Source organism: Paraburkholderia sp. GAS199 (genome assembly GCF_050436585.1).
In the GTDB taxonomy this organism is placed as follows: domain Bacteria; phylum Pseudomonadota; class Gammaproteobacteria; order Burkholderiales; family Burkholderiaceae; genus Paraburkholderia.
In genome coordinates, this window is sequence record NZ_JBNDMM010000012.1 from 139,798 (window position 1) to 160,663 (window position 20,866).

General features: G+C 63.1%; 18 protein-coding genes. 9 read left to right on the forward strand and 9 right to left on the reverse strand.

The genetic code is table 11. The features are described from left to right. The first annotated feature begins 15 nt into the window (after positions 1–15). Positions 16–792: a class II aldolase/adducin family protein gene (locus tag P3T18_RS34030; protein ID WP_429304372.1), complete on the forward strand. Its 777-nt coding sequence runs from the start codon at positions 16–18 to the stop codon at positions 790–792. 84 nt (positions 793–876) lie between these two features. Further along, positions 877–1,068: a 4-oxalocrotonate tautomerase gene (locus tag P3T18_RS34035; RefSeq protein WP_429304373.1), complete on the forward strand. Its 192-nt coding sequence runs from the start codon at positions 877–879 to the stop codon at positions 1,066–1,068. Positions 1,069–1,137: 69 nt separating this feature from the next. Here the strand turns inward: P3T18_RS34035 and P3T18_RS34040 are convergent, their stop codons facing one another. Then, the gene (locus P3T18_RS34040) at positions 1,138–1,872 is read right to left on the reverse strand and encodes an SDR family oxidoreductase (protein ID WP_429304374.1); all 735 of its coding nucleotides are present in this window, start codon (positions 1,870–1,872) and stop codon (positions 1,138–1,140) included. A gap of 69 nt (positions 1,873–1,941) precedes the next feature. Here P3T18_RS34040 and P3T18_RS34045 point away from each other — a divergent pair, with 69 nt between their 5' ends. Further along, entirely contained in the window at positions 1,942–2,607 is a 666-nt protein-coding gene (locus P3T18_RS34045; protein ID WP_429304375.1) for a TetR/AcrR family transcriptional regulator, read from the forward strand. A gap of 12 nt (positions 2,608–2,619) precedes the next feature. Here P3T18_RS34045 and P3T18_RS34050 read toward each other — a convergent pair whose 3' ends face one another. The 7 genes from P3T18_RS34050 to garD form a co-directional block, all read right to left on the reverse strand. Then, positions 2,620–3,816 (reverse strand): porin, encoded by a 1,197-nt coding sequence (locus P3T18_RS34050; RefSeq protein WP_429304376.1) that lies wholly within the window; start codon positions 3,814–3,816, stop codon positions 2,620–2,622. Positions 3,817–3,889: 73 nt separating this feature from the next. Continuing rightward, positions 3,890–5,242 (reverse strand): TRAP transporter large permease, encoded by a 1,353-nt coding sequence (locus tag P3T18_RS34055; protein WP_429304377.1) that lies wholly within the window; start codon positions 5,240–5,242, stop codon positions 3,890–3,892. 7 nt (positions 5,243–5,249) lie between these two features. Then, the gene (locus P3T18_RS34060) at positions 5,250–5,729 is read right to left on the reverse strand and encodes a TRAP transporter small permease (RefSeq protein ID WP_429304378.1); all 480 of its coding nucleotides are present in this window, start codon (positions 5,727–5,729) and stop codon (positions 5,250–5,252) included. 152 nt (positions 5,730–5,881) lie between these two features. Then, a complete protein-coding gene (locus P3T18_RS34065) occupies positions 5,882–6,874 on the reverse strand; it encodes a TRAP transporter substrate-binding protein (protein ID WP_429304379.1) in 993 nt (330 codons plus the stop codon). Positions 6,875–7,469: 595 nt separating this feature from the next. After that, positions 7,470–8,408, reverse strand: coding sequence for an SMP-30/gluconolactonase/LRE family protein (locus tag P3T18_RS34070; RefSeq protein WP_429304380.1), 939 nt, complete (start codon positions 8,406–8,408; stop codon positions 7,470–7,472). Further along, the gene (locus tag P3T18_RS34075; protein WP_429304381.1) at positions 8,405–9,247 is read right to left on the reverse strand and encodes an NAD-dependent epimerase/dehydratase family protein; all 843 of its coding nucleotides are present in this window, start codon (positions 9,245–9,247) and stop codon (positions 8,405–8,407) included. The genes P3T18_RS34070 and P3T18_RS34075 overlap by 4 nt, the downstream gene beginning before the upstream one ends. Before the next feature lie 55 nt (positions 9,248–9,302). After that, complete coding sequence (garD, locus tag P3T18_RS34080) at positions 9,303–10,892, reverse strand: galactarate dehydratase (protein WP_429304382.1); 1,590 nt, start codon at positions 10,890–10,892, stop codon at positions 9,303–9,305. Between the two features lie 227 nt (positions 10,893–11,119). Here garD and kdgD point away from each other — a divergent pair, with 227 nt between their 5' ends. The 3 genes from kdgD to P3T18_RS34095 all read left to right on the forward strand — a co-directional run bounded on the left by kdgD (position 11,120) and on the right by P3T18_RS34095 (position 14,603). Then, positions 11,120–12,037: a 5-dehydro-4-deoxyglucarate dehydratase gene (gene kdgD / locus P3T18_RS34085; RefSeq protein WP_429304383.1), complete on the forward strand. Its 918-nt coding sequence runs from the start codon at positions 11,120–11,122 to the stop codon at positions 12,035–12,037. A 205-nt stretch (positions 12,038–12,242) separates the two neighbouring features. Next, a complete protein-coding gene (locus P3T18_RS34090; protein ID WP_429304384.1) occupies positions 12,243–13,616 on the forward strand; it encodes an MFS transporter in 1,374 nt (457 codons plus the stop codon). 243 nt (positions 13,617–13,859) lie between these two features. Continuing rightward, positions 13,860–14,603 carry a FadR/GntR family transcriptional regulator gene (locus P3T18_RS34095; protein WP_429304385.1) on the forward strand — a complete coding sequence of 248 codons (744 nt, stop codon included), beginning with the start codon at positions 13,860–13,862 and terminating at the stop codon, positions 14,601–14,603. 101 nt (positions 14,604–14,704) lie between these two features. On the opposite strand, the gene P3T18_RS34100 is transcribed toward P3T18_RS34095, so the two are convergent. Then, positions 14,705–16,288, reverse strand: coding sequence for an aldehyde dehydrogenase (NADP(+)) (locus tag P3T18_RS34100; protein WP_429304386.1), 1,584 nt, complete (start codon positions 16,286–16,288; stop codon positions 14,705–14,707). A gap of 222 nt (positions 16,289–16,510) precedes the next feature. Here P3T18_RS34100 and garL point away from each other — a divergent pair, with 222 nt between their 5' ends. The 3 genes from garL to P3T18_RS34115 all read left to right on the forward strand — a co-directional run bounded on the left by garL (position 16,511) and on the right by P3T18_RS34115 (position 20,745). Further along, complete coding sequence (gene garL, locus P3T18_RS34105) at positions 16,511–17,311, forward strand: 2-dehydro-3-deoxyglucarate aldolase (protein ID WP_429304387.1); 801 nt, start codon at positions 16,511–16,513, stop codon at positions 17,309–17,311. Between the two features lie 82 nt (positions 17,312–17,393). Then, the gene (locus P3T18_RS34110) at positions 17,394–18,290 is read left to right on the forward strand and encodes a 2-hydroxy-3-oxopropionate reductase (RefSeq protein WP_429304454.1); all 897 of its coding nucleotides are present in this window, start codon (positions 17,394–17,396) and stop codon (positions 18,288–18,290) included. Positions 18,291–18,630: 340 nt separating this feature from the next. Further along, entirely contained in the window at positions 18,631–20,745 is a 2,115-nt protein-coding gene (locus P3T18_RS34115) for a glycoside hydrolase family 28 protein (RefSeq protein WP_429304455.1), read from the forward strand. Positions 20,746–20,866 lie beyond the last annotated feature (121 nt).

Sequence of the window (20,866 nt, forward strand, 5' to 3'; positions counted from 1 at the left end):
CAACAGGAGACGGTCATGTCGTTCACTCACACGCCCGCCGGACACGTTGCCGCAACCGGACCGTTGTCCGATGCAGAGCAGCGCACCCGCGTCGATCTGGCGGCGGCTTATCGCCTCGCCGCGCTCAACGGCTGGGACGATCTGATCTACACGCACATCTCCGCCAGCGTGCCCGGCGAGCCCGGCCATTTCCTGATCAATCCGTTCGGCCTCGCGTTCGACGAAGTGCATGCGTCGAACCTCGTGAAGATCGACATCCACGGACAGATTGTCGGCGCGAGCGAGCATCCCGTGAATGCGACGGGCTTTGCGTTGCACGCCGCCGTGCATGCCGCGCGCGACGACGCTTTCTGCGTCATGCATCTGCACAATACGGCGGGTGTGGCTGTGTCCGCGCAGCCGGCGGGACTGCTGCCGGCGTCGCAGCACGCACTGCGCTTTTACGGCCACCTCGCGTATCACGACTACGAGGGTCTCGCCTTTACGCCCGCCGAGGGCGAGCGCCTCGTCGCGCATCTCGCGGACAAACCCGCGATGCTGCTGCGCAATCACGGCACGCTGACGGCGGGACGCACCGTGGCCGAAGCGTATGTGCTGATGGCCACGCTCATCAAGGCGTGCGAAATCCAGTTGCAGGCGCAGGCGTGCGGCGCCGAACTCGTCGTTCCCGCAGACGCCGTCGCCGCGCGCACCGCCGAACAGTTATACGACGGCGGCGCGATCGAAGGCGCGCTGGAATGGCCCGCGCTTCTGCGTAAGCTCGACCGGATCGACCGCAGTTATCGCGAGTGAATGTGCGCGCCGTGCGTCCAACGCGCTTCTGTTTTTGCCCTACGCTCAACCCCAAGTCAACCCGATCTATCACGGAGACCTGCCATGCCCACTTTTCGTATCGAACTCTTCGAAGGCCGCTCGCTGGAACAGAAACGCGCGTTCGTCGAAGCCATCACGCGCGCGACCTGCGAAACGCTCGGCGTCGAAGCGAATTCCGTCGATATCATTCTGGCCGACGTCAAGCGTGAAAACTGGGCGACGGGTGGCCGTTTGTGGACGGATAGCGACGCGTAAGCGTGTGCGCCCGTCAGCCGACGCGTGAATCGCGGTCGCCTTTCACCCCGGCCTTTCACCCCGGCTGTTTCACCACGGATTGACACCCTCCGCGCTGAAAAATCCGCCGCTCGGACCGTCGGCCGGCAAAAGCGCGAGACGGATCGCCTCGGCGGCGCCCTGCTCGATGGTCTGGGTGCCGCGATGGCCGTTCAGGTCGGTTGCGGTGAAACCGGGATTGGCGGCATTCACCTTGATCGACGTCTCGCGCAATTCGTAAGCCAGGTGAACGGTCAGCATGTTCAGCGCGGCTTTCGACGCGTTGTAGCCGAGTAGCTTGACCTGTGCGAATTCCCAATCGGGGTCGCTATTCCACGTCAGCGAGCCGAGTCCGCTCGATACGTTGACGATGCGCGCGTCGTTCGAACGCCGCAGCCAAGGCAGCAGCGCTTGCGTGAGTGCGAGCGTGCCGAAGAAGTTCGTTTCCATGATGCGGCGTACCGCGTCGATGCCGGCCGTCGAGACCGGACCGTCGGCCGGGTCCACGATACCTGCGTTGTTCACCAGCACGTCGAGGCGCTCATGATCCGCGCCGATGCGCGCCGCCGCAGCCGCGACCGACGCCGTGTCGGTCAGATCGAGCGCGATGAACTGCACGTCGAGTCCTTCTTCCCGCACCTGCGCTGCGGCCGCTTCACCCCGCCCCGCATCGCGCGCGCCCAGCAGCACGCGCAGCCCCGCTTTCGCCAAAGCTCGCGTCACCTCCAGTCCGATGCCCTTGTTTGCTCCGCTGACCAGCGCAATACGTTTGTCATGCTCTGCCATGAGTGCTCCGTTCCGTGTGATGAGTTAGCATCCAGTTTATGAACAATCCTTCAGGTTTGGAATTCGCATATGAATCTCGATAGCGCGGCAGGCCGCGAGCCAAGAAAGACGCCGCGTCAGGCCCGTTCGGTGGTGACGGTGGACACGGTTTTCGAGGCAACCCTTCAGGTTTTGCTCAGCGACGGTCCGCGCCGGCTCACCACCACGCGCGTGGCGCAGCGCGCCGGCGTGTCGGTGGGCACGATCTATCAGTACTACCCGAACAAGGAAGCGCTGCTGGTGGCGGTATTGGAGCGGCATCTCGACCACGTCGCCGAAACCGTGGAAGCGGCCTGTCTGCGGCAGCACGGCGGCACACTCGACAGCATGATCGAAGCACTGGTCCACGCTTTCGTCGAAGCGAAAACAGCGCGTATGGAAGAGTCGCGCGCGCTCTACGCCATCGCGGCCGAGTTGAATACGACGAAGCTGGTCATGTGCGCATCCGAACGCCTGCGCGCCGCCGCGATCGCGATGCTCGATACGGCACAGGACGCGAAATTCGCCGATCTGCCGATGGTGGCGTTCATGTGGTTGAGCGCGATGGTCGGGCCGACTCGCGCGATACTCGAAGGCAGAGCGCCGCCGAAAATGCTGCGCGCGTTGCGCGCGCAGTTGGTCCTGCTGAGCGACGCGTATCTGAAATGCGTCGCGGTGGCGGCATCCGAAGATGCCGCCGTGTCACCGGGTATCTAGTTCACGCAGTACTTAGAAGCGGTGAATGATGCCCACGCCCACGGCAACCTGGCTTTGCGAGGACGAAGGCGCGCCGTTCTGGCCGTCGCCGATATCGGCCGTCGCATTGATGATGTTGCCGTTCGTGCCGAGCGTCTTGCCGTTCGCGCGCTGATACGCTTCGAGCGCATACAGGCCCGTACGCTTCGAGAGGCTGTAGTACTGCGACAGGTTGAACTGGTTGTAGCTCGCCGAGCTCGTGATGCCGTTCGACTCCGTTGCACGCGTGTAGCTATAGCCGGCAGCCAGATCGAGCGACGTGACCGGCTTGTAGTGCAGCACCAGGCCACCCGTGTTGAAGATCGCTTCGTTGCGGAACTTCGAGTTGACGCCCGGGATGTACTGCACGTTCGAGTACGAGAACGAAATGTCCCACGACGACGAGAATGTGTAGCCGCCCGTCACCGCCACGCGTTGCTGCGCCTGTGCAGTCTGGTAGCCGTTGTTGATACCCGAGACGCCGGCCTGCGCGCCCGCGTTCGACGTGGTGGAATCCGCGCCCCACGCGCCGCCGCCCGGCGTCGAGTTGTTGATACGCTGGAAGCCGGCAGCAAGACCGATCGGACCGTTGATGTACTGCACGCCCGCGCTGTAGGTCGAGCCTGCATTGAGGCTGCCTGCCACGCCGCCGAGCGAGTACGAACCGCTCACCGTCACGCCGTACATGCTCGGCGAGGTGTACACCAGCGAGTTGTTCGCGCGGTACAGCGTATCCAGCGAATCGATATCGCCCGGGTGTGCGCCGTATGCGCCGGTCAGCCAGTTGGTCGGGCTGTACGGTGCGAGCATCGTGTAGTACGACGTGTATTGGCGCCCCGCGGTCAGCGAACCGAACGTCGCGTTCGACACGCCCACGTACGCCTGGCGGTTGAATGCCAGACCCGTGACGGATTGCGCGCCGTTTGCGCTGTTAAAGCCTTCTTCCAGCTGGAAGATTGCCTTGGTGCCGCCACCCAGATCTTCGCTGCCCTTCAGGCCGAAACGGCTGCCGGCCCAGATGCCGTTGACCATCTTCACGGCCGAGCGACCACCCGAGTTCGAACCCAGCGCCGCCTGGCTGCTTTGATAACCGATACCCGTGTCGACGATCCCGTACAACGTCACGCTGCTTTGAGCGTGTGCGCCGAGGGCGACCAACCCAAGGGCGGAGGTTGCCAATACCTTTTTCATTTCTGCTCCTCTGTAAAAAACTTATCGTTGCTTTTGGACGCTGTGCGGACAGCGCTTACTCCGAACCCACTCGTCAGAAGACCGGGTGTCCATTGATCAGACTCGGCAGCCACGTGGAAAACATCGGTACGTACGTGACGACGTTGATGGCACTGAAAATAGCGAGGTAATACGGCCACGCCACCTTGGTGGTTTCGCCGATCGAGACATTGCCGATTGCGCAGCCGATGAACTGCACCGAACCGATCGGCGGATGCACCAGACCGAGCGCGCAATTCAGCAGGATCATGATGCCGAACTGAACCGGGCCGACACCGGCGTGCATCGCCATCGGCAGAAACAGCGGCGTCGTGATGAGGATGTGCGCCGCCATGTCGACGAACGTGCCGAGGAAAATCTGGATCAGGTTGATGTAGAGCAGCATCAGCCAGGGCATGCTGGTCGCGCCGTCGAGCATGTGCTCGATCGCATCGGGAATCTCCAGGTACGCCATCTGGTAGCGCAGCATGTTCGACACGCCGATCAGCAGCAGTACCACGCCGGTCGTCTTGGCTGCCTTCGAGAGCGCATGGAACAGCTTCTTCATCGTCATCGAGCGATACACGACGATGGTCAGCACCAGCGAATAGAACACGGCAATCGCAGCGGCTTCGGTGGCGGTCGCAATCCCCTTCGCCACGCACACCAGAATGATCGCGATCACCATCAGGCCCGGCAAAGCACCGACGAACGCGCGCGCCACGGCATACCAGCCGGGGAATTTTTGCAGTTCGGTCGAGCCGTCGGCACGGCGCGGGTAGCCGTACTTGACCGCTTGCCAGTAAGCGGCGATCAGCACGAAGCCCATCACCCACAGAACCGGCAGCAGACCCGAGAACAGCAGATCGCCGATCGACACGCCGCTCATCTGATGCCCGTTCAGCGTGCCGGTGATACCCTGGGCCGCGAATGCATAGATGATCATGTTGGTCGAAGTCGGCATCAGCGCGCCGGCGAGCGACGAGTGCGTCGTCACGTTCACCGCGTAGGCCGCGCTGTAACCTTCGCGCTTCATCAGGGGAATCACCACGCCGCCCATGGCCGACGTATCCGCCGAGGGCGAACCCGAAACGCCGCCGAACAGCGTGCACGCGACCACGTTGGCCATGCCGAGGCCGCCGCGGAAATGGCCGACCGCCGCTTGAGCAAAACGCAGGATGCGATCGGCGATACCGCCGTGCAGCATCAGTTCACCGGACAGAATGAAGAACGGCACGGCGAGAAACGAGAAGCCGTTGATGCCGGAAATCATCGACTGCATGGCGGTCGCCGCCGGCAGACCTTCATACAGATAGGTCAGGACGCACGACAGCCCGAGCCCAAAAGAAACTGGAACGCCGAGAACGAGAAAGACGAGGAAACTGACGGAGAGGATGGCAAGTTCCATGATTGCTCTAGTTTTGTTTCTGTGCAAAAAGCGCCAGCAGGTTCTCGATGGAGAACATGGCAATGCAGACGCTCGCAATAACCGGAATGCAGTAACGCAGCGACTCGGGCAATCCGATGATCGGAATCCGGTCGTCGGCGGTGGCTTCCACCATTTGCAGGCAACCGAAGAACACCGCGACGGCAAACACGATCAGGCAGACATGCTGGAACGCCGCGGCGATCAGCTGGCCTTTGGGCGGCAGTTTCTTGACGAGCGAATCGAGACCGATATGGCCGCCTTCGCGCACCTTCAGCGCGGCGCCGAACATGGCAATCACGATCACCAGCAGCAAGGCGATGGGTTCGACGAAATCCGGCGCGTCGCTGAAGACATAGCGCATCACCACGCTATAGATCACCAGCACGCTCAACACGGCGAGACTCAACGACGCCAGTACGACCAGCGCCCGGAAGAGAACATCATTTGGGCGTTTTATGAATCTCATTGACCCCATCCTTGCATGCGACCCACCTGTACTTGATATTCAGCAATCCTGTTCGACATCACGACTCCGGAGAGCGCGCAGCAACCGGGGCAGGCGGAATTTCCCGCCTGCCCCAGTTGCCGTTGCCGCACACTCCTTTCAGACCGGCAGACTTACTTGACTGCCTGGATCTCGTCGACCAGCTGCTTCATTTGCGGCGTCTTTTCGTACTTGGTCCACACCGGCTGCATCGCCTTCACGAACGCGGCACGATCGATCTGCGACGCCGCGACGATCGTTGCGCCACCCTTCGTCACCGTCTTGCTCGCATCGGCTTCGCGCGCGGTCCAGAGCTTCTGGTAGTAAGGCACGGAATCGGCCGCGGCCTTCTTGATGATTTCCTGTTCCTGCGGCGTGAGCGTGTCCCACACCTTCTTCGAGAACACCAGCACTTCGGGGGTCATCGAATGCTGGGTTTCCGAATAGATCGGCGCCACTTCGTAGTGCTTGGTTTCTTCGTACGACGGCAGGTTGTTTTCAGCTGCGTCCACGAGACCCGTCTTCAGGCCCGTATAGACTTCGGCGAACGGCATCGGCGTCGGCGTGCCGCCCATTGCGCGGATTTCGTCGACCATCAGATCCGACGGTTGCACGCGGATCTTGAGGCCCTTCATGTCGGCCGGCGTGTGAATCGGCTTCTTGGTGTAGATGGAGCGCGCGCCGCTCTCGTAGAACGTCAGCGCGATCATGCCCTTGGCCTTGAAGGCGTCGAGAATCTTCTGGCCTTCCGGGCCGTACATCACTTTGCGGAAATGGTCGATGTCGCGGAACAGGAACGGCAGCGACGGAATCATCGATTCCGGCACGATCTCGTTGAATGCGGCGCCATTGGCACGTGCCATGTCGAGCGCGCCGATACGCACCTGGTCGATCGTTTCGTTTTCCGAACCCAGCGCGCTATTGCCGAAGACCTTCAGCGAATCCTTGCCGCCGGTCTCTTTCTTGATCTCCTCACCCATGAACTTCACGGCCATGTTGGTCGGATAGGTGTCGCCATGAACGTCCGAGACGCGGAACACGCGTGCTTGTGCCGACACGGTGCTGAATGCCAGCACCGAGGCCGCAACGATCATCGAAACACGGGAAGTGGCGAATTTGTTTTTCATCGTGACATTCCTTGAAATTTGAACCATCCATTCGATTGCGGAGGGCCGCTCGCGGATGCGACATGGTTTTGCTGCGTCTCCCGGCTCGGCGTCCGCCGTCCTTGCGGACCACGACCGCTCTGCCGCGCTGGCTCGTGCAAATGTCCCCGGCACAGATGCTCAGCACTCCTGTCAGACAACTCGACTTCTTTTACTTCAATTGCGTCGGCTCACCGCGCGCGCGATAACAGAAACGCGGCGCCGGTTGCCTTCTTCGTCCGCTCGCCCGCGCTATCTCGAAAGCATTTCGTTTGGGCTCATACGTTGTACGACGACATACGAAGTCTATAAAACACGCTTTGAGTTGTACAGCCGGTATTTACCCGCACCGCGAACGTCGCAGCGCAACTATTTCCGGCCATGAATTAAGCGCAAACCTAAGCCAGACGCCACAATCTCGTGGCAGTCATTCAGGCGTTGCAAGCAGAGGATGAAAAGCGGACGTGACCGCAAAGTGGCATTTTCGCCACTTTGTTGTACGACGAGTGATGAATAAACGGGAGGTTTGTCAGGCGTCGCACGACTAATCGGACGACGCCCGATGCAGATGGGGCGCTTAGAGCACGCCCGCGAATTCCGGCTCGGGGAGACCGGTGACGCCGGGACGCACGGCGAACAGATGACCGTCGTGCCCGGTCGCGTTCGCGCCCGGCCGGATCGACGTGACGAACAGCGTGTCGAGGTCACGTCCGCCGAACGCGCACATGGCCGGTTTTACGGCCGGCACGGCGATCTGCCGGTCCAGCTTGCCTTGCGGCGTGAAGCGCAGCAGCATGCCGGCGTCGTTGGCGCAAATCCAGTAGCAGCCGTCGGCGTCCACCGCCGCGCCGTCGGGACGCCCGACGTAGTCGTGCAGATCGGCGAACACACGGCGATTGTGCGGCTCGCCGGACTCCACGTCGTAGTCGAATGCCCAGATGGTCCGGTGCAGCGGATGCGAGTCGGACAGATACATGACGGCGCCATCCGGCGACCAGCCCAGACCGTTCTGCGTGATGAGACCGGAAACGACCGGTGCCGACAGCACGCCTTGCGCATCGAAGCGATACAGCGCGCCGGCCGGATTGGCCGCGCTCATGTCCTGCACCATCGTGCCGGACCAGAAGCGGCCCTGACGGTCGCAACGGCCGTCGTTGAAGCGCATGTCGCCGAACGGGAACGACGGCGCGGCGAGTTTCCTGATGCCGGACGGCGCCACGCTCACCACTTCTCCATGCGGCGCGCCTTCGGGCAACGTGACGGCGAAAAGCCCGGTCTCGCAGCCGGCCAGCACCGTGCCGTGACGGTCGAACGCGATGCACGCCACCCGCTCCGGCAACCGCCACTCAGAACGCTCACCGGATTCGACCCGCAGCCGCACGATCTTCTGCGCGGGAATGTCCACCCAGTAAAGCGCCTGCTCCGCGACACGCCACACCGGGCTCTCGCCAACCTGCGCCGGCGCCTCGCCCGCAGCCTCGACCCGCTCCACGCGCGGATTCGCCGTGCCGCTCATCGCTTCGGCTCCATCGGGCCGGCCAGCACGAACGGACCGCCCTGGAAGTGCTGGGTCGGATCGTCCAGATTGGTGGTCGGCGCGCTCACCGGAAACAGATGCTCGAACTCGACGGAGCTGTCTTGCGGACGGAAGCCGAGGAACGCGGCCTTGGTGTTGTCCACCCACTTCGTGCGGTTATCCGACACGCCATACACGATCGCGTGGCCGACGCGATTGGTGAACAGCGAGCAGCGCACCAGTTCGATGAAATCGCGGAAGCTGAGATACGTGACCAGCATGCGCGGATTTTTCGGCTGCTCGAACGACGAGCCGATCCGCAAACACACCGTCTCGAGACCGAAGCGGTCGAAATAAAAACGCGAGAGCGATTCGCCGAAGCATTTGGTCACGCCGTACAGACTGTCCGGACGCAGCGGCGCGTCGATATCGACCACCGACGTGGTGGGATGAAAACCGACCGCATGGTTCGAGCTCGCATACACGATGCGCTTCACGCCCTGCTTCTGCGCGGCCGAGTACAGGTTGTAGAGGCCGCGAATGTTCGCCTCGATCAGTTCTTCGAACGGCGCCTCGACGGAAATGCCGCCCAGGTGAACCACTGCGTCCACGCCTTCGAGCAGCGCGAGCACGGCGGCTTCGTCCGCGATATCGACCACGGCGGCTTCTTCATGCGCCGCCACCTCGCCCAGCGGCGCGATGTCGCTCACTCGCACGATGTCGGCCCATGCGGCGAGCGGTCCGCGCAGTTGACGGCCGAGGTTGCCGGCCGCGCCGGTCAGCAGAATGCGGCGAAATGGTTTCTGTGTCACGGGACGTTCCTGCGTTGAATCGGTCATGTCTCTGTCTGTCTACTGTGTGTGCTGCGTGATTGCGTCTGCGCGAGTGTGTCGGTCAGGTCACCGGCGCCGGATTGAACAGCGTCAATGCGTTGTGCAGCTTGAGCTTCTCGGCGCAGGTCTGTTTGCGGCCGCTGGCCACGTCGAGCATCAGGCGGAACAGTTCCCAGCCGACGTCTTCGATACTGGCCGAGCCGGTTGCAATCGTACCTGCGTTGATGTCCATCAGGTCGTGCCAGCGGCGTGCCAGATCCGAGCGGGTCGCGACCTTGATGACCGGCACTTCGGCGAGACTGTACGGCGTGCCGCGCCCGGTCGTGAACACGTGCAGGTTGATGCCGGCCGCGACCTGCAGCGTGCCGCAGATGAAATCGCTGGCAGGCGTGGCCGCGTAGATCAGGCCTTTCTGTTTGACCTTCTCGCCCGGCGAGAGCACGCCCGAAATGGCGGAGTTACCCGACTTGATGATCGAGCCCATCGCTTTTTCGACGATGTTCGACAAGCCGCCCTTCTTGTTGCCCGGCGTGGTGTTGGCGCTGCGGTCTGCGCCGCCGCGCTTCAGATAATCGTCGTACCACTGCATTTCGCGGATGATCGCCGCCGCGACCTCCGGATTGGCCGCGCGCGCCGTGAGTTGATCGACGCCGTCGCGCACTTCGGTCACTTCGGAGAACATCACCGTCGCGCCGGCACGCACCAGCAGGTCGGTCGCGAAACCGACGGCGGGGTTAGCCGTGAGACCCGAGAAGGCGTCGCTGCCGCCGCACTGCACGCCGATCACGAGGTCGGAAGCCGGGCAGGTTTCGCGGCGGCGATTGTTCAGGCGCTTCAGATGGCCGTCGGCCATCTTCATGATCGACTCGATCATCGACTGGAAACCGACGTGCGACTCGTCCTGCAACACCACGACGTCGCCGTTCAGGTCCGCTTCGATGTCGCCGATGTCGGCCACTTCGGCCACGTTCGCGGCCGCCGCGATCGGAATCGTGCCCGGCGGCATCAGGCGCTCGGGTTGCAGTTTTTCGCAACCGAGACTGACCATCATCACTTCGCCGCCGAAGTTCGGATTCAGACTGATATTGCGCACCGTGCGGATCGGCACCATCGCGTCGGGTGCGTCGATCGCGACACCGCAACCGTAGGTGTGACCGAGGCTCACGACATCGTCGACATTCGGGTAGTTCGGCAGCAACTCCGCCTTGATACGCGTGACGGCGTGCTGCACTACGTCGGCCACGCACTGGACCGTGGTGGTGATCGCGAGAATGTTGCGCGAGCCGACCGAGCCGTCCGCGTTGCGATAACCCTCGAACGTGAAGCCTTCGAGCGGCGGCATCTCCGGCGCCCTGATGGTGGCGATCGGCAGGTCTTCGAGTCCGGGCGGGCTCGGCATGCGGATCACGTGTTCGTTGATCCAGCTGCCCTTGGGCAAGGCCTTCAGCGCATAGCCGATCACTACGTTATAGCGGATCACTTCGTCGCCTTCGGCGAGATCGGCCAGCGCGACCTTGTGACCTTGCGGCACGCGCTCGCGCAGCACCAGACCATCGGGGAACACGGCGCCCTCACCCAGACCGCCGTCGTTGACGACGATCGCGACGTTGTCGTTGGGGTGAACGCGAATATAGAGCGGGGAGTTTTCCATTGCATCGATCCTTATGGCGCCGGCACGCGCACTGCGCCGACTATTCATACGTCATCCTACAACACAGCAGAACACGCAGAGGTTCCGTATTTACCCTAGGACAGGGATTATGCCGTTAAATCTCCGTTGAGTTCGTGGATTTGTTGTTGTACGATGACGTATAAGAAATCACCATTTCTACTGACTGACTTACTCAATACCTCATTTCCGACGCCTGGATACACATCATGACGACACCGCAAGAACTCAAGCAGATCGTTTCCGAAGGCCTGCTCTCGTTTCCCGTTACCGACTTCGACGAAAAGGGCGACTTCCGCGCCGACACCTATGCCGAGCGCCTCGAATGGCTGGCTCCTTATGGCGCGTCCGCCCTGTTCGTCGCCGGTGGCACGGGTGAGTTCTTCTCGCTGACGCACGACGACTACTCCAAGGTTGTCCGCACCGCGACGGAAGTGTGCAAGGGCAAGGTACCGATCCTGGCCGGCGCAGGCGGCCCGACGCGCGTGGCGATCGCCTACGCGCAGGAAGCCGAGCGCCACGGAGCGAACGGCATTCTGCTGATGCCGCATTACCTGACCGAAGCCAGCCAGGAAGGTATCGCCGCGCACGCCGAAGAGGTCTGCAAGTCGGTGCCGAACATGGGCGTGATCATCTACAACCGCGCGAATTCGAAGCTCAACGCCGACATGCTCGAAGGTCTGGCCGAGCGCTGCCCGAACCTGATCGGCTTCAAGGACGGCGTGGGCGAGATCGAAAACATGGTGACGATCCGCCGCCGTCTGGGCGACCGTTTCTCGTACCTCGGCGGCCTGCCGACCGCTGAAGTCTACGCAGCGGCCTACAAGGCGCTGGGCGTGCCGGTGTACTCGTCGGCGGTGTTCAACTTCATCCCGAAGACGGCGATGGACTTCTACCGCGCGATTGCAGCGGACGACCACGCAACGGTCGGCAAGCTGATCGACGAATTCTTCCTGCCGTACCTGAAAATCCGCAACCGCCGTGCAGGCTACGCGGTCAGCATCGTCAAGGCCGGCGCGAAGCTGGTCGGCCACGGCGCAGGTCCGGTGCGCGCACCGCTGACCGATCTGACGGAAGAAGAAATGGCCATGCTCGACGTGCTGATCAAGAAGCTCGGTTCGCAGTAAGCAGGAGGCGCCGTGACGCTGCGCGAGCGCCGATGGCGCGCGCAGCGACGCAAAAAAGAGCGCCCGGGACGGCAACGTCGCCGGGCGCTTTCGCTTTTCCGCGGAAGGCAGAAGCCGCACTCGTGTCACGCGAGCGCACTGCCCTTCGGACAGGCATCAGAAAGACCGGGAACGCATTCCCGCGCATAAGATTCAGGAGATGACCATGGACGTGAGCCGCACGGCAAATGCCGCCAACGCCGCCGGTACTGCCGCAGATACCGCCGCCCGCACCAAAGTACGCTACGCGATCCTGCTGCTTATTTTCCTCATCACGACGTTCAATTACGCGGACCGCGCCACGCTCTCGGTCACCGGCTCGGCCATGCGCACCGAGTTCGGCTTCGACGCGATCCGCATGGGCTACATTTTCTCCGCGTTCAGCTGGGCCTACGTGCTCTCGCAATTGCCGGCCGGCTGGCTGCTCGACCGCTTCGGCGCGCGCCGTGTGTACGCCGCGAGCATCTTCTTCTGGTCGCTGTTCACGCTGCTGCAAAGCACGATCGGTCTGCTCGGCAGCGCCGCCGCGGCCGTCAGCGCGCTGTTCGTGCTGCGCTTCGCGATGGGCGCGGCGGAATCGCCGGCGTTTCCGGCCAATGCCAAGGTCGTGGCGAGCTGGTTCCCGACCAACGAACGCGGCACCGCCTCCGCCATTTTCAATTCGGCGCAATATTTCGCCGCCGTCGTCTTCACGCCGCTGATGGCGTGGCTCACGCACCGTTTCGGCTGGCATGCGGTGTATCTGGTGATGGGCGTTGCCGGACTTCTGCTCGCGCTGACATGGCTCAAGGTCATGAAGAATCCCGCCGACCATCCCGGTGTCTCGCGTGCCGAACTCGAGTACATCGAACAGGGCGGCGGCGTGATCAGCGGCCATCAGAAAGTGGCGCGCACGGAAGATATCGCGCGCGCCGGCGGCTGGTCGCTGGTGCGGCAACTGCTGACCAACCGCATGCTGCTCGGCGTGTATCTGGCGCAGTACTGCATCAACGTGCTGACCTACTTCTTCCTGACGTGGTTTCCGATCTACCTCGTGCAGGCGCGCGGCATGACGATCCTGCAAGCGGGTCTGGTGGCGTCGCTGCCTGCGATCTGCGGCTTTTCCGGCGGCGTGCTCGGCGGCATCCTGTCCGACGGCCTGATCCGCCGCGGTCATTCGCTGACGGTGGCGCGCAAGGTGCCGATCGTCGGCGGCATGCTGCTGTCGGTGTGCATCATCGGCTGCAATTATGTGTCCACCGACTGGGTGGTGGTCGCGCTCATGTCGCTCGCCTTCTTCGGCAAGGGGATCGGCGCGCTCGGCTGGGCCGTGGTGGCGGACACGTCGCCGAAAGAAGCGCTCGGTCTGTCCGGCGCGATCTTCAACATGTTCGGCAACGTGGCCGGCATCGTCACGCCGATCGTGATCGGCTACCTGGTGGCGAAGAGCGGCTCGTTCAACGGCGCCCTGGTGTTCGTCGGCGTGAATGCCCTGCTCACCGTCTTCAGCTATCTCGTGATCGTGAAAGACATCCGGCGCGTCGAACTGCGCCACGACTGAACGGCGGCGAGCCGGTTGCCCGTCACAGGTCGCCGGCCGCCGCAGTTGTCGTACTTCCGGGCACGCCCGGCGCAGCATGCGCCGCAGCCCGGTTGCACGAAACATCGGGCGAAACAAACCGCGCCGCCATGTCGGCGCGGGCAGTACCGAAAATGAATTGCCGTTTATATAATCAGTCGTCAGACGACGGTATAATAAGTCGCATAAAGTCACTGCAACTATCTGATTCAAGGGGCGTTTTCGATGGCTACACCACTGGCTTCCGCAGCACCGCCACGACGCGCTCGCAATCTGGCCGAGTTCGTCGTGAGTTACGTGACCGAGCAGATCGCGACCAACGCGCTCAAGCCCGGCGACAAACTGCCGACCGAATCGCAACTCATGGTCACGCTGAGCGTGAGCCGCACCGTGATCCGCGAAGCAATCTCGCGCCTGCAGGCCGGCAAGATCATCGAGACGCGTCACGGCATCGGCAGCTTCGTGCTCGAACCGCAACGCGAGAAGCTCGGCATCGATATGGTGCCGGCCACCACCTTGCGCGACGTGCTGTCCATTCTGGAACTGCGTATCAGCCTGGAGACGGAATGCGCCGGGCTGGCCGCGCAACGCGCCAAGCCGGAAGACCTCGCGCGCATGCGCACGGCGCTCGACGCCATCGAGGCAACCCGTCACAACGGACTGGATAGCGTCGACGCCGACCTGCAGTTCCATATCTCCGTGGCGCGCGCCACGGGCAACCGCTACTTCGTCGACATTCTCACGCAGATGGGCAGCGCGCTGATTCCGCGCAACCGCCTCGATTCCGCCGGCATCGCGCGCGCGGAACCGGACGCGTATCTGTCGCTGGTCAATCTGGAACACGAGAGCATTCTCGAAGCGATCTCGCGTCACGACGCCGAAGGCGCGCGCGCGGCGATGCGCATGCATCTGTCGAACAGCCGCGAACGTCTGCGGCGCGCGAACGAGGCGAGCGAAACCAGCAACTGAGGCGCGTTCACGCACAGCTCGCTCGCGCGGCGCGCAAACGAAAATGGCCGGGATTTTCATCCCGGCCATTTTTTATCCGACTAGCACCTCAGACAACACGCTCAGCTGCGCGTGATTTCACCATCGCGACGGCGCCACAAATCGAGCGGATTGCTGTCGGCGAGCGCTTCGGGCAACAGATCGGCCGGGAAGTCCTGATAGCAGACCGGACGCAGGAAGCGGTCGATCGCGGTCGTGCCGACCGACGTGCCACGGCTGTCCGAGGTTGCCGGGAACGGGCCGCCGTGAACCATCGCGTGCGACACCTCGACACCCGTCGGATAGCCGTTGACCAGAATCCGGCCCGCCTTGCGCTCGAGCAGCGGCAACAGCTTCTGTGCCGTCGCCATGTCGGCGCTGTCCATTTGCAACGTCGCGGTCAGTTGACCTTCGACGTGTTTGGCCACGGCCAGCATTTCCTGCTCGTCCTTGCAGCGGACGATGGTCGACACCGGGCCGAACACTTCGTCTTCGAGCGCCGGCGTGGCGAGGAAAGTCTGCGCGTCGGTCACGAACAGCGCCGCGCGCGCCTGGGTCGGACCGGTCGCTTCGACACCACGCGCCACTTCCTCGACGCCCTCAATGCCGGCCAGCTTGCTCTCGCCGTTCTGGTAGGCCGCGCAGATGCCGGCGGTCAGCATGGTTTGCGCGGGCTTGCCGGCCAGCGCCTGCGATGCGGTTGCCACGAAGCTCTTCAGCGCGTCGCTGTCGACGGCGATCGCGAGACCCGGGTTGGTGCAGAACTGACCTGCGCCCATCACGAGCGAATCGACGAAACCGCGCGCGATGCTTTCGCCACGCTGGTTCAGCGCGTTCGACAACAGGAACACCGGATTGATGCTACTCATTTCCGCGTAGACCGGAATCGGCTCGGGGCGCGCCGCCGCGACGCGCATCAGCGCAAGACCGCCTCCGCGCGAACCGGTGAAGCCGACGGCCTTGATTGCCGGATGCGCGACCAGCGCTTCGCCGATTGCGTTGCCCGCGCCGATCACCAGCGAGAACACGCCTTCCGGCAGGTTCATTTCCTGCGCCACGCGTTGAATCACACGGCCGACCATTTCCGACGTGCCGAGGTGTGCGCCGTGTGCTTTCACGACCACCGGACAGCCGGCTGCGAGTGCCGCCGCCGTGTCGCCGCCCGCTACCGAAAACGCGAGCGGAAAGTTGCTGGCGCCGAACACCGCGACGGGGCCGAGCGGGATTTTTTGCATACGCAGATCGGAGCGCGGCAGCGGCTTGCGCTCCGGCAGCGGTGAGTCGAGCGTCGCGGACAACCATTGGCCCGCGCGCACGACCTGGGCGAACAGCTTCAACTGCCCGGTGGTACGGCCGCGCTCGCCTTCCAGGCGCGCTTTCGGCAGACCGGATTCCAGATGCGCGCGCTCGACCAGCGCGTCGCCCAGCGCCGTGATGCCGTCGGCGATACGTTCGAGAAATTCGGCGCGCACGGTGAGCGGCAGCGAGCGGTAACTGTCGAACGCCTGCTCGGCCAGATCGCACGCCCGTTTGACCTGCTCGACGCCGCCGCCGCCAAAAACCGGCTCGGCGATGTCGGCACCCGTGGCCGGATTGAACGCGTGCAACAGCTGGTCCGCGCCGCGCACTGCCTGGCGGCCGATCAGCATTTCGCCGGTAATCAACATTTTCGCTTTCCTTGAAAAAACGCTTTAGATATAGGTCATCCTACAACAAGGGATGCCTGTCACGCAACCGGCAAACGCCCGCCACGCCGTGAATTCGGGTTTACGTGGCCGTTACAAGCCCAAGCCGCAATGCTAATCTGAAACAAGACATACGACGACCTATAACATTTTAATTCGGTGTCGTAGCAGCTCACCCGATCCATTGCCGTTCGAGGAGACATCATGTCCGCCGTCACGCCCTATCAGGCCTTGCCCAATCGCTTCCGACGCGCGGTTTGCGACGGCGAAACCCAGATCGGCTGCTGGTCGTCGCTCGCCAGCCCCGTTGTCACTGAACTGCTCGGCGTCATCGGTTTCGACTGGATACTTCTCGACGCCGAGCACGCGCCGAACGACGTGCTCACGCTGATTCCGCAACTGATGTCGCTCAAGGATAGCGCCAGCGCGCCCGTCGTCCGGCCGCCCGCCAACGACAGCGTGTTCATCAAGCGTCTGCTCGACAGCGGCGTGTCCAATTTCCTCGTGCCGTTTGTCGAGAGCGCCGAGGACGCGGCCCGCGCGGTCGCCGCGACGCGTTATCCGCCGCAAGGTATTCGCGGCGTGTCGGTCAGCCATCGCGGCAACCGCTTCGGGACCGTTCCCGACTACCTCGACATTGCCAACGACAACATCTGCGTGATCGTGCAAATCGAAAGCCCCAAAGCCGTCGACGCGATCGACGACATTCTCGCGGTGGATGGCATCGACGCCGTGTTCGTCGGTCCATCCGATCTCGCGGCGGGTTACGGCCATCTCGGCAACGCGAATCATCCCGACGTGCAACGGGCCATCGCGCACGTGTTCGAACGCGCGCAGGCGGCCGGCAAATCGAGCGGCATTCTCGCGCCGCTGCAAGCCGACGCCGAACGTTATCTGTCGATGGGCTGCCGCGTAATCGCCGTTTGCGCCGATATGGGCATGCTCAAAAGCGCGGCGCAATCGGTTCAGAAACACTTCATGCAAAAACCGGCCGGCGCGGCCTGACACGCCGGCCCCCGGCTTTAAGAGCATGCGCGGCAGACCGATGCGCATGCACGCAGCCACGATGACATTTTCGGAGCAGATCATGCAGAAAGCAGGCTTTATCGGACTCGGCATCATGGGCAAGCCCATGGCCGCCAACCTTCTGAAGAACGGCGTCGCACTCGCCGCGTTCACGCGCAGCGGCGTGCCCGACGATCTCGTCGCAGCCGGCGCCGTTGCATGCGACAGCCCGGCCGCGCTCGCTGCGCAGGCCGATGTGATCTTCATCATGGTGCCGGATACGCCGGACGTCGAGCGCGTGCTGTTCGGCGAAAACGGTCTGGCTAACGCATTGCACGCGGGACAGGTCGTCGTGGACATGAGTTCGATCTCGCCGATGGCCACGCGCGAGTTCGCTGCCCGCGTGCGCGAGCGCGGCGCCGAGTATCTCGACGCGCCGGTATCGGGCGGCGAAGTCGGCGCAAAAGCAGCCACGCTGACGATCATGGTCGGCGGCGAACCCGCGACCTTCGACAGCGTCAAGCCGCTGTTCGACATGATGGGCAAGAACGTCACGCTGATCGGCGCGGTCGGCGCGGGCCAGGTGTGCAAGGTCGCCAATCAGGTGATCGTCGCCGCGACGATCGAAGCGGTCGGCGAGGCGCTGCTGCTCGCGTCGAAGGCCGGTGTCGATCCGGCGCGCGTGCGTGAAGCGCTGATGGGCGGTTTCGCGTCGTCGCGCATTCTCGAAGTACATGGCGAGCGAATGACGAAGCGCACGTTCGATCCGGGCTTTCGCATCGAACTGCATCAGAAGGACTTGAACCTCGCACTGTCGACCGCGCAGGCGCTCGGCGTGTCGCTGCCGAATACCGCCACCTGCCAGGCGCTGTTCAACGCATGCGTCGCGCACGGCGGCAAAGCGTGGGACCACTCGGCGATGGTGCGCGCGCTCGAAGTGCTCGCCAATCACGAGATCGGACAGGCGCTCGACAAATAGCACGCACGCGGCACACGGCGCGTTGTCGCGCCGTTCTTTCATATGGCCACGGCATCACGCTCGCCGCGAGCGCAGACGCCTTTTGCGCGGTTTTAAAGCCATCTGTTCGCCGACAGATAAAAACGATCACGCACATTCTTTTCCTTACAAATATTAAGGATGACTAATCTCGGCATCGTCCTTTCTACGAATTGTCCATCTGCGCAAATAAAGATTATCGACAACGCCCACCAGGGGCAAGGAGACATCCGTGGCAATCCACGATAAAAACAGCGGCGACCATCCGGCAACGACAACCCGCGACAACGATCAACCGCAGTCCCCCAAACGCAGAACCCTGATGATGTTCGCCGGCGCATCGGCGGGCGCGTCGCTGCTCGGCACGCTGTCCGCCTGCAGCGGCGGTGGCAATTCGCTCAACTCGTCGACGGCGGCCTCGGGCACGACGTCCACCCCAACCGCTGCTGTCGATCCGATCTGGGGGCCTGGCGGCGAAGCGACCACGATCATCAACAAGCTCGCCACGATCACGACGTCGATGTTCCCGTCGGTCGATTTCCAGGTGACCAGCTATGGCGCGAAAACGCTTCCGTCGTCCGCGCTGATTCAGGCGAGCGCATGGCCCGGCGGCACCATTGCCTGGGTGACGGGCGCGCAGGCCGCAGCGTCGCCGCAAAGCCCGGGATCGACGGTGATGGTGCCGTACGACATGACCGACACCGCCTACGACTCGTGTTCCGCGTTCAACGCCGCGATCCAGTCCGCGCATGCGGCGGGCGGCGGCCGCGTCGTCGTGCCGGCCGGGAACTGGTATTGCGGCGGCCCGATCGTGCTGCTCAGCAACGTGAACTTCCACCTCACGTCAGGCTGCACGATCTATTTCAGCCCGAATCCCGCCGACTACGCCAAGAACGGTCCGTATCCGACCAGCAACGGCAATCTGTACTGGTCGCGCTGGCAGGCTAACGACTGCCTGAATTTCGGCGCACCGATCTACGCGTACCAGCAGACCAACATCGCACTGACCGCCGACGACAACACCTGCGTGCTCAACGGCCAGGCGATGACGCCGATGCAGTTGAGCACGAAGCCGCCGACGTCGTGCTGGTGGACCTTCAAGGGCACGAGCGGCGAATACGGTTACGTGAAGCCCGCGTCGGGCGGCGCACCGGTATCGCAGGCGGACGCGAACACCGGTGCGACCTCGTACCCGGCGAACTCTGCGTCGTACGCAGGCAATACTGCATTGACGAGCCTGCCCGCCGCGCAGGTCACGAATCCACAGGCGAACGTGTCGTTCACGAATCAGGACGGCACGACCACCACGCTGATGACGCTGCTCACCGCGTCCGGCTGGAATCAGGATCAGAACTATTTGCCCGCGCTGTCGGAACTGGGTGTGCCGGTCGTGGACCGCGTGTTCGGTCTCGGCCACTTCCTGCGGCCGTGCATGGTCGAGTTCATCGGCTGCACGAACGTGTTGCTGCAAAACTACCACACGCAGAACACGCCGTTCTGGCAGCATCATCCGACCGACTGCACGAACGTCGTGATCGACGGCGTGTTCGCCGACAGCATCGGTCCGAACAACGACGGCTTCGATCCGGATGCGTGCAATTACGTGCTGGTGCAGAACGTCCAGTTCAATACCGGCGACGACTGCATCGCGATCAAGTCCGGCAAGTGCCTCGACACCCAATACGGTCCGATGCAGAACATCGTCGTGCAGAACTGCACGATGCAAAGCGGTCATGGCGGTCTGACGATCGGCAGCGAAATGAGCGCGGGCGTCGAAAACGTCTACGCCCGCAATCTGACGATGCAGAACGAAAACTGGGCGAGCAATCCGCTGAATATCGCGCTTCGCTTCAAGACCAACATGAATCGCGGTGGCTTCATCAACAACGTGTGGATCAACGGCGTCACGCTGCCGAATGGTGTGAACCTGACCGGCAAATATGGCGGCGGCGCCCTGGGCTCCGCGTATCCCGGATCGGTGGCCGGCACGGGCACGGTCGGCCTCGCGGCGAATCCGTCGACGGGCCAGGGCGGCCTCATCACCTTCGACTGCGATTACAGCCCGTCGGGCGACGCCGTGCGCTGGAATCCGGCGACGATCAACAATGTCAACATTTCGAACGTCAACGCGACCAACACGTCGGGCGCCGTCAGCTATGCGCTGACGTCGGGCTTTACGGCGACGACCGGTTCATGCTTCCAGGCGATCGTCGCGCAAGGTTCCGTGGCCGCCGATTACAACGGCCCGTTGCCGGTGCCTACGGTCTCGCCGATCACGGGCGTCACCATCTCGAACTGCAACCTCGGCACGCCGATCGCAGCGGGTCCGGTGTCGTCGACCGTGCCGGGACCGGTTTTCGTCAGCAACGTGAAGTCGATCACTCTGAGCAATGTGGTTATCGCAGGCGTCACGTACAACAGCGCGTTGACGGGTTAAACGGCGGTTCGTGGGTCTGCGGTGCGTCAACGCCGCAGACCTCCCCCGGCAAACGCGCACACTTCCTTGCAACCCGCGTCATACCCACAGAAACAAAAAAAGCGACGCTCGTAGCGTCGCT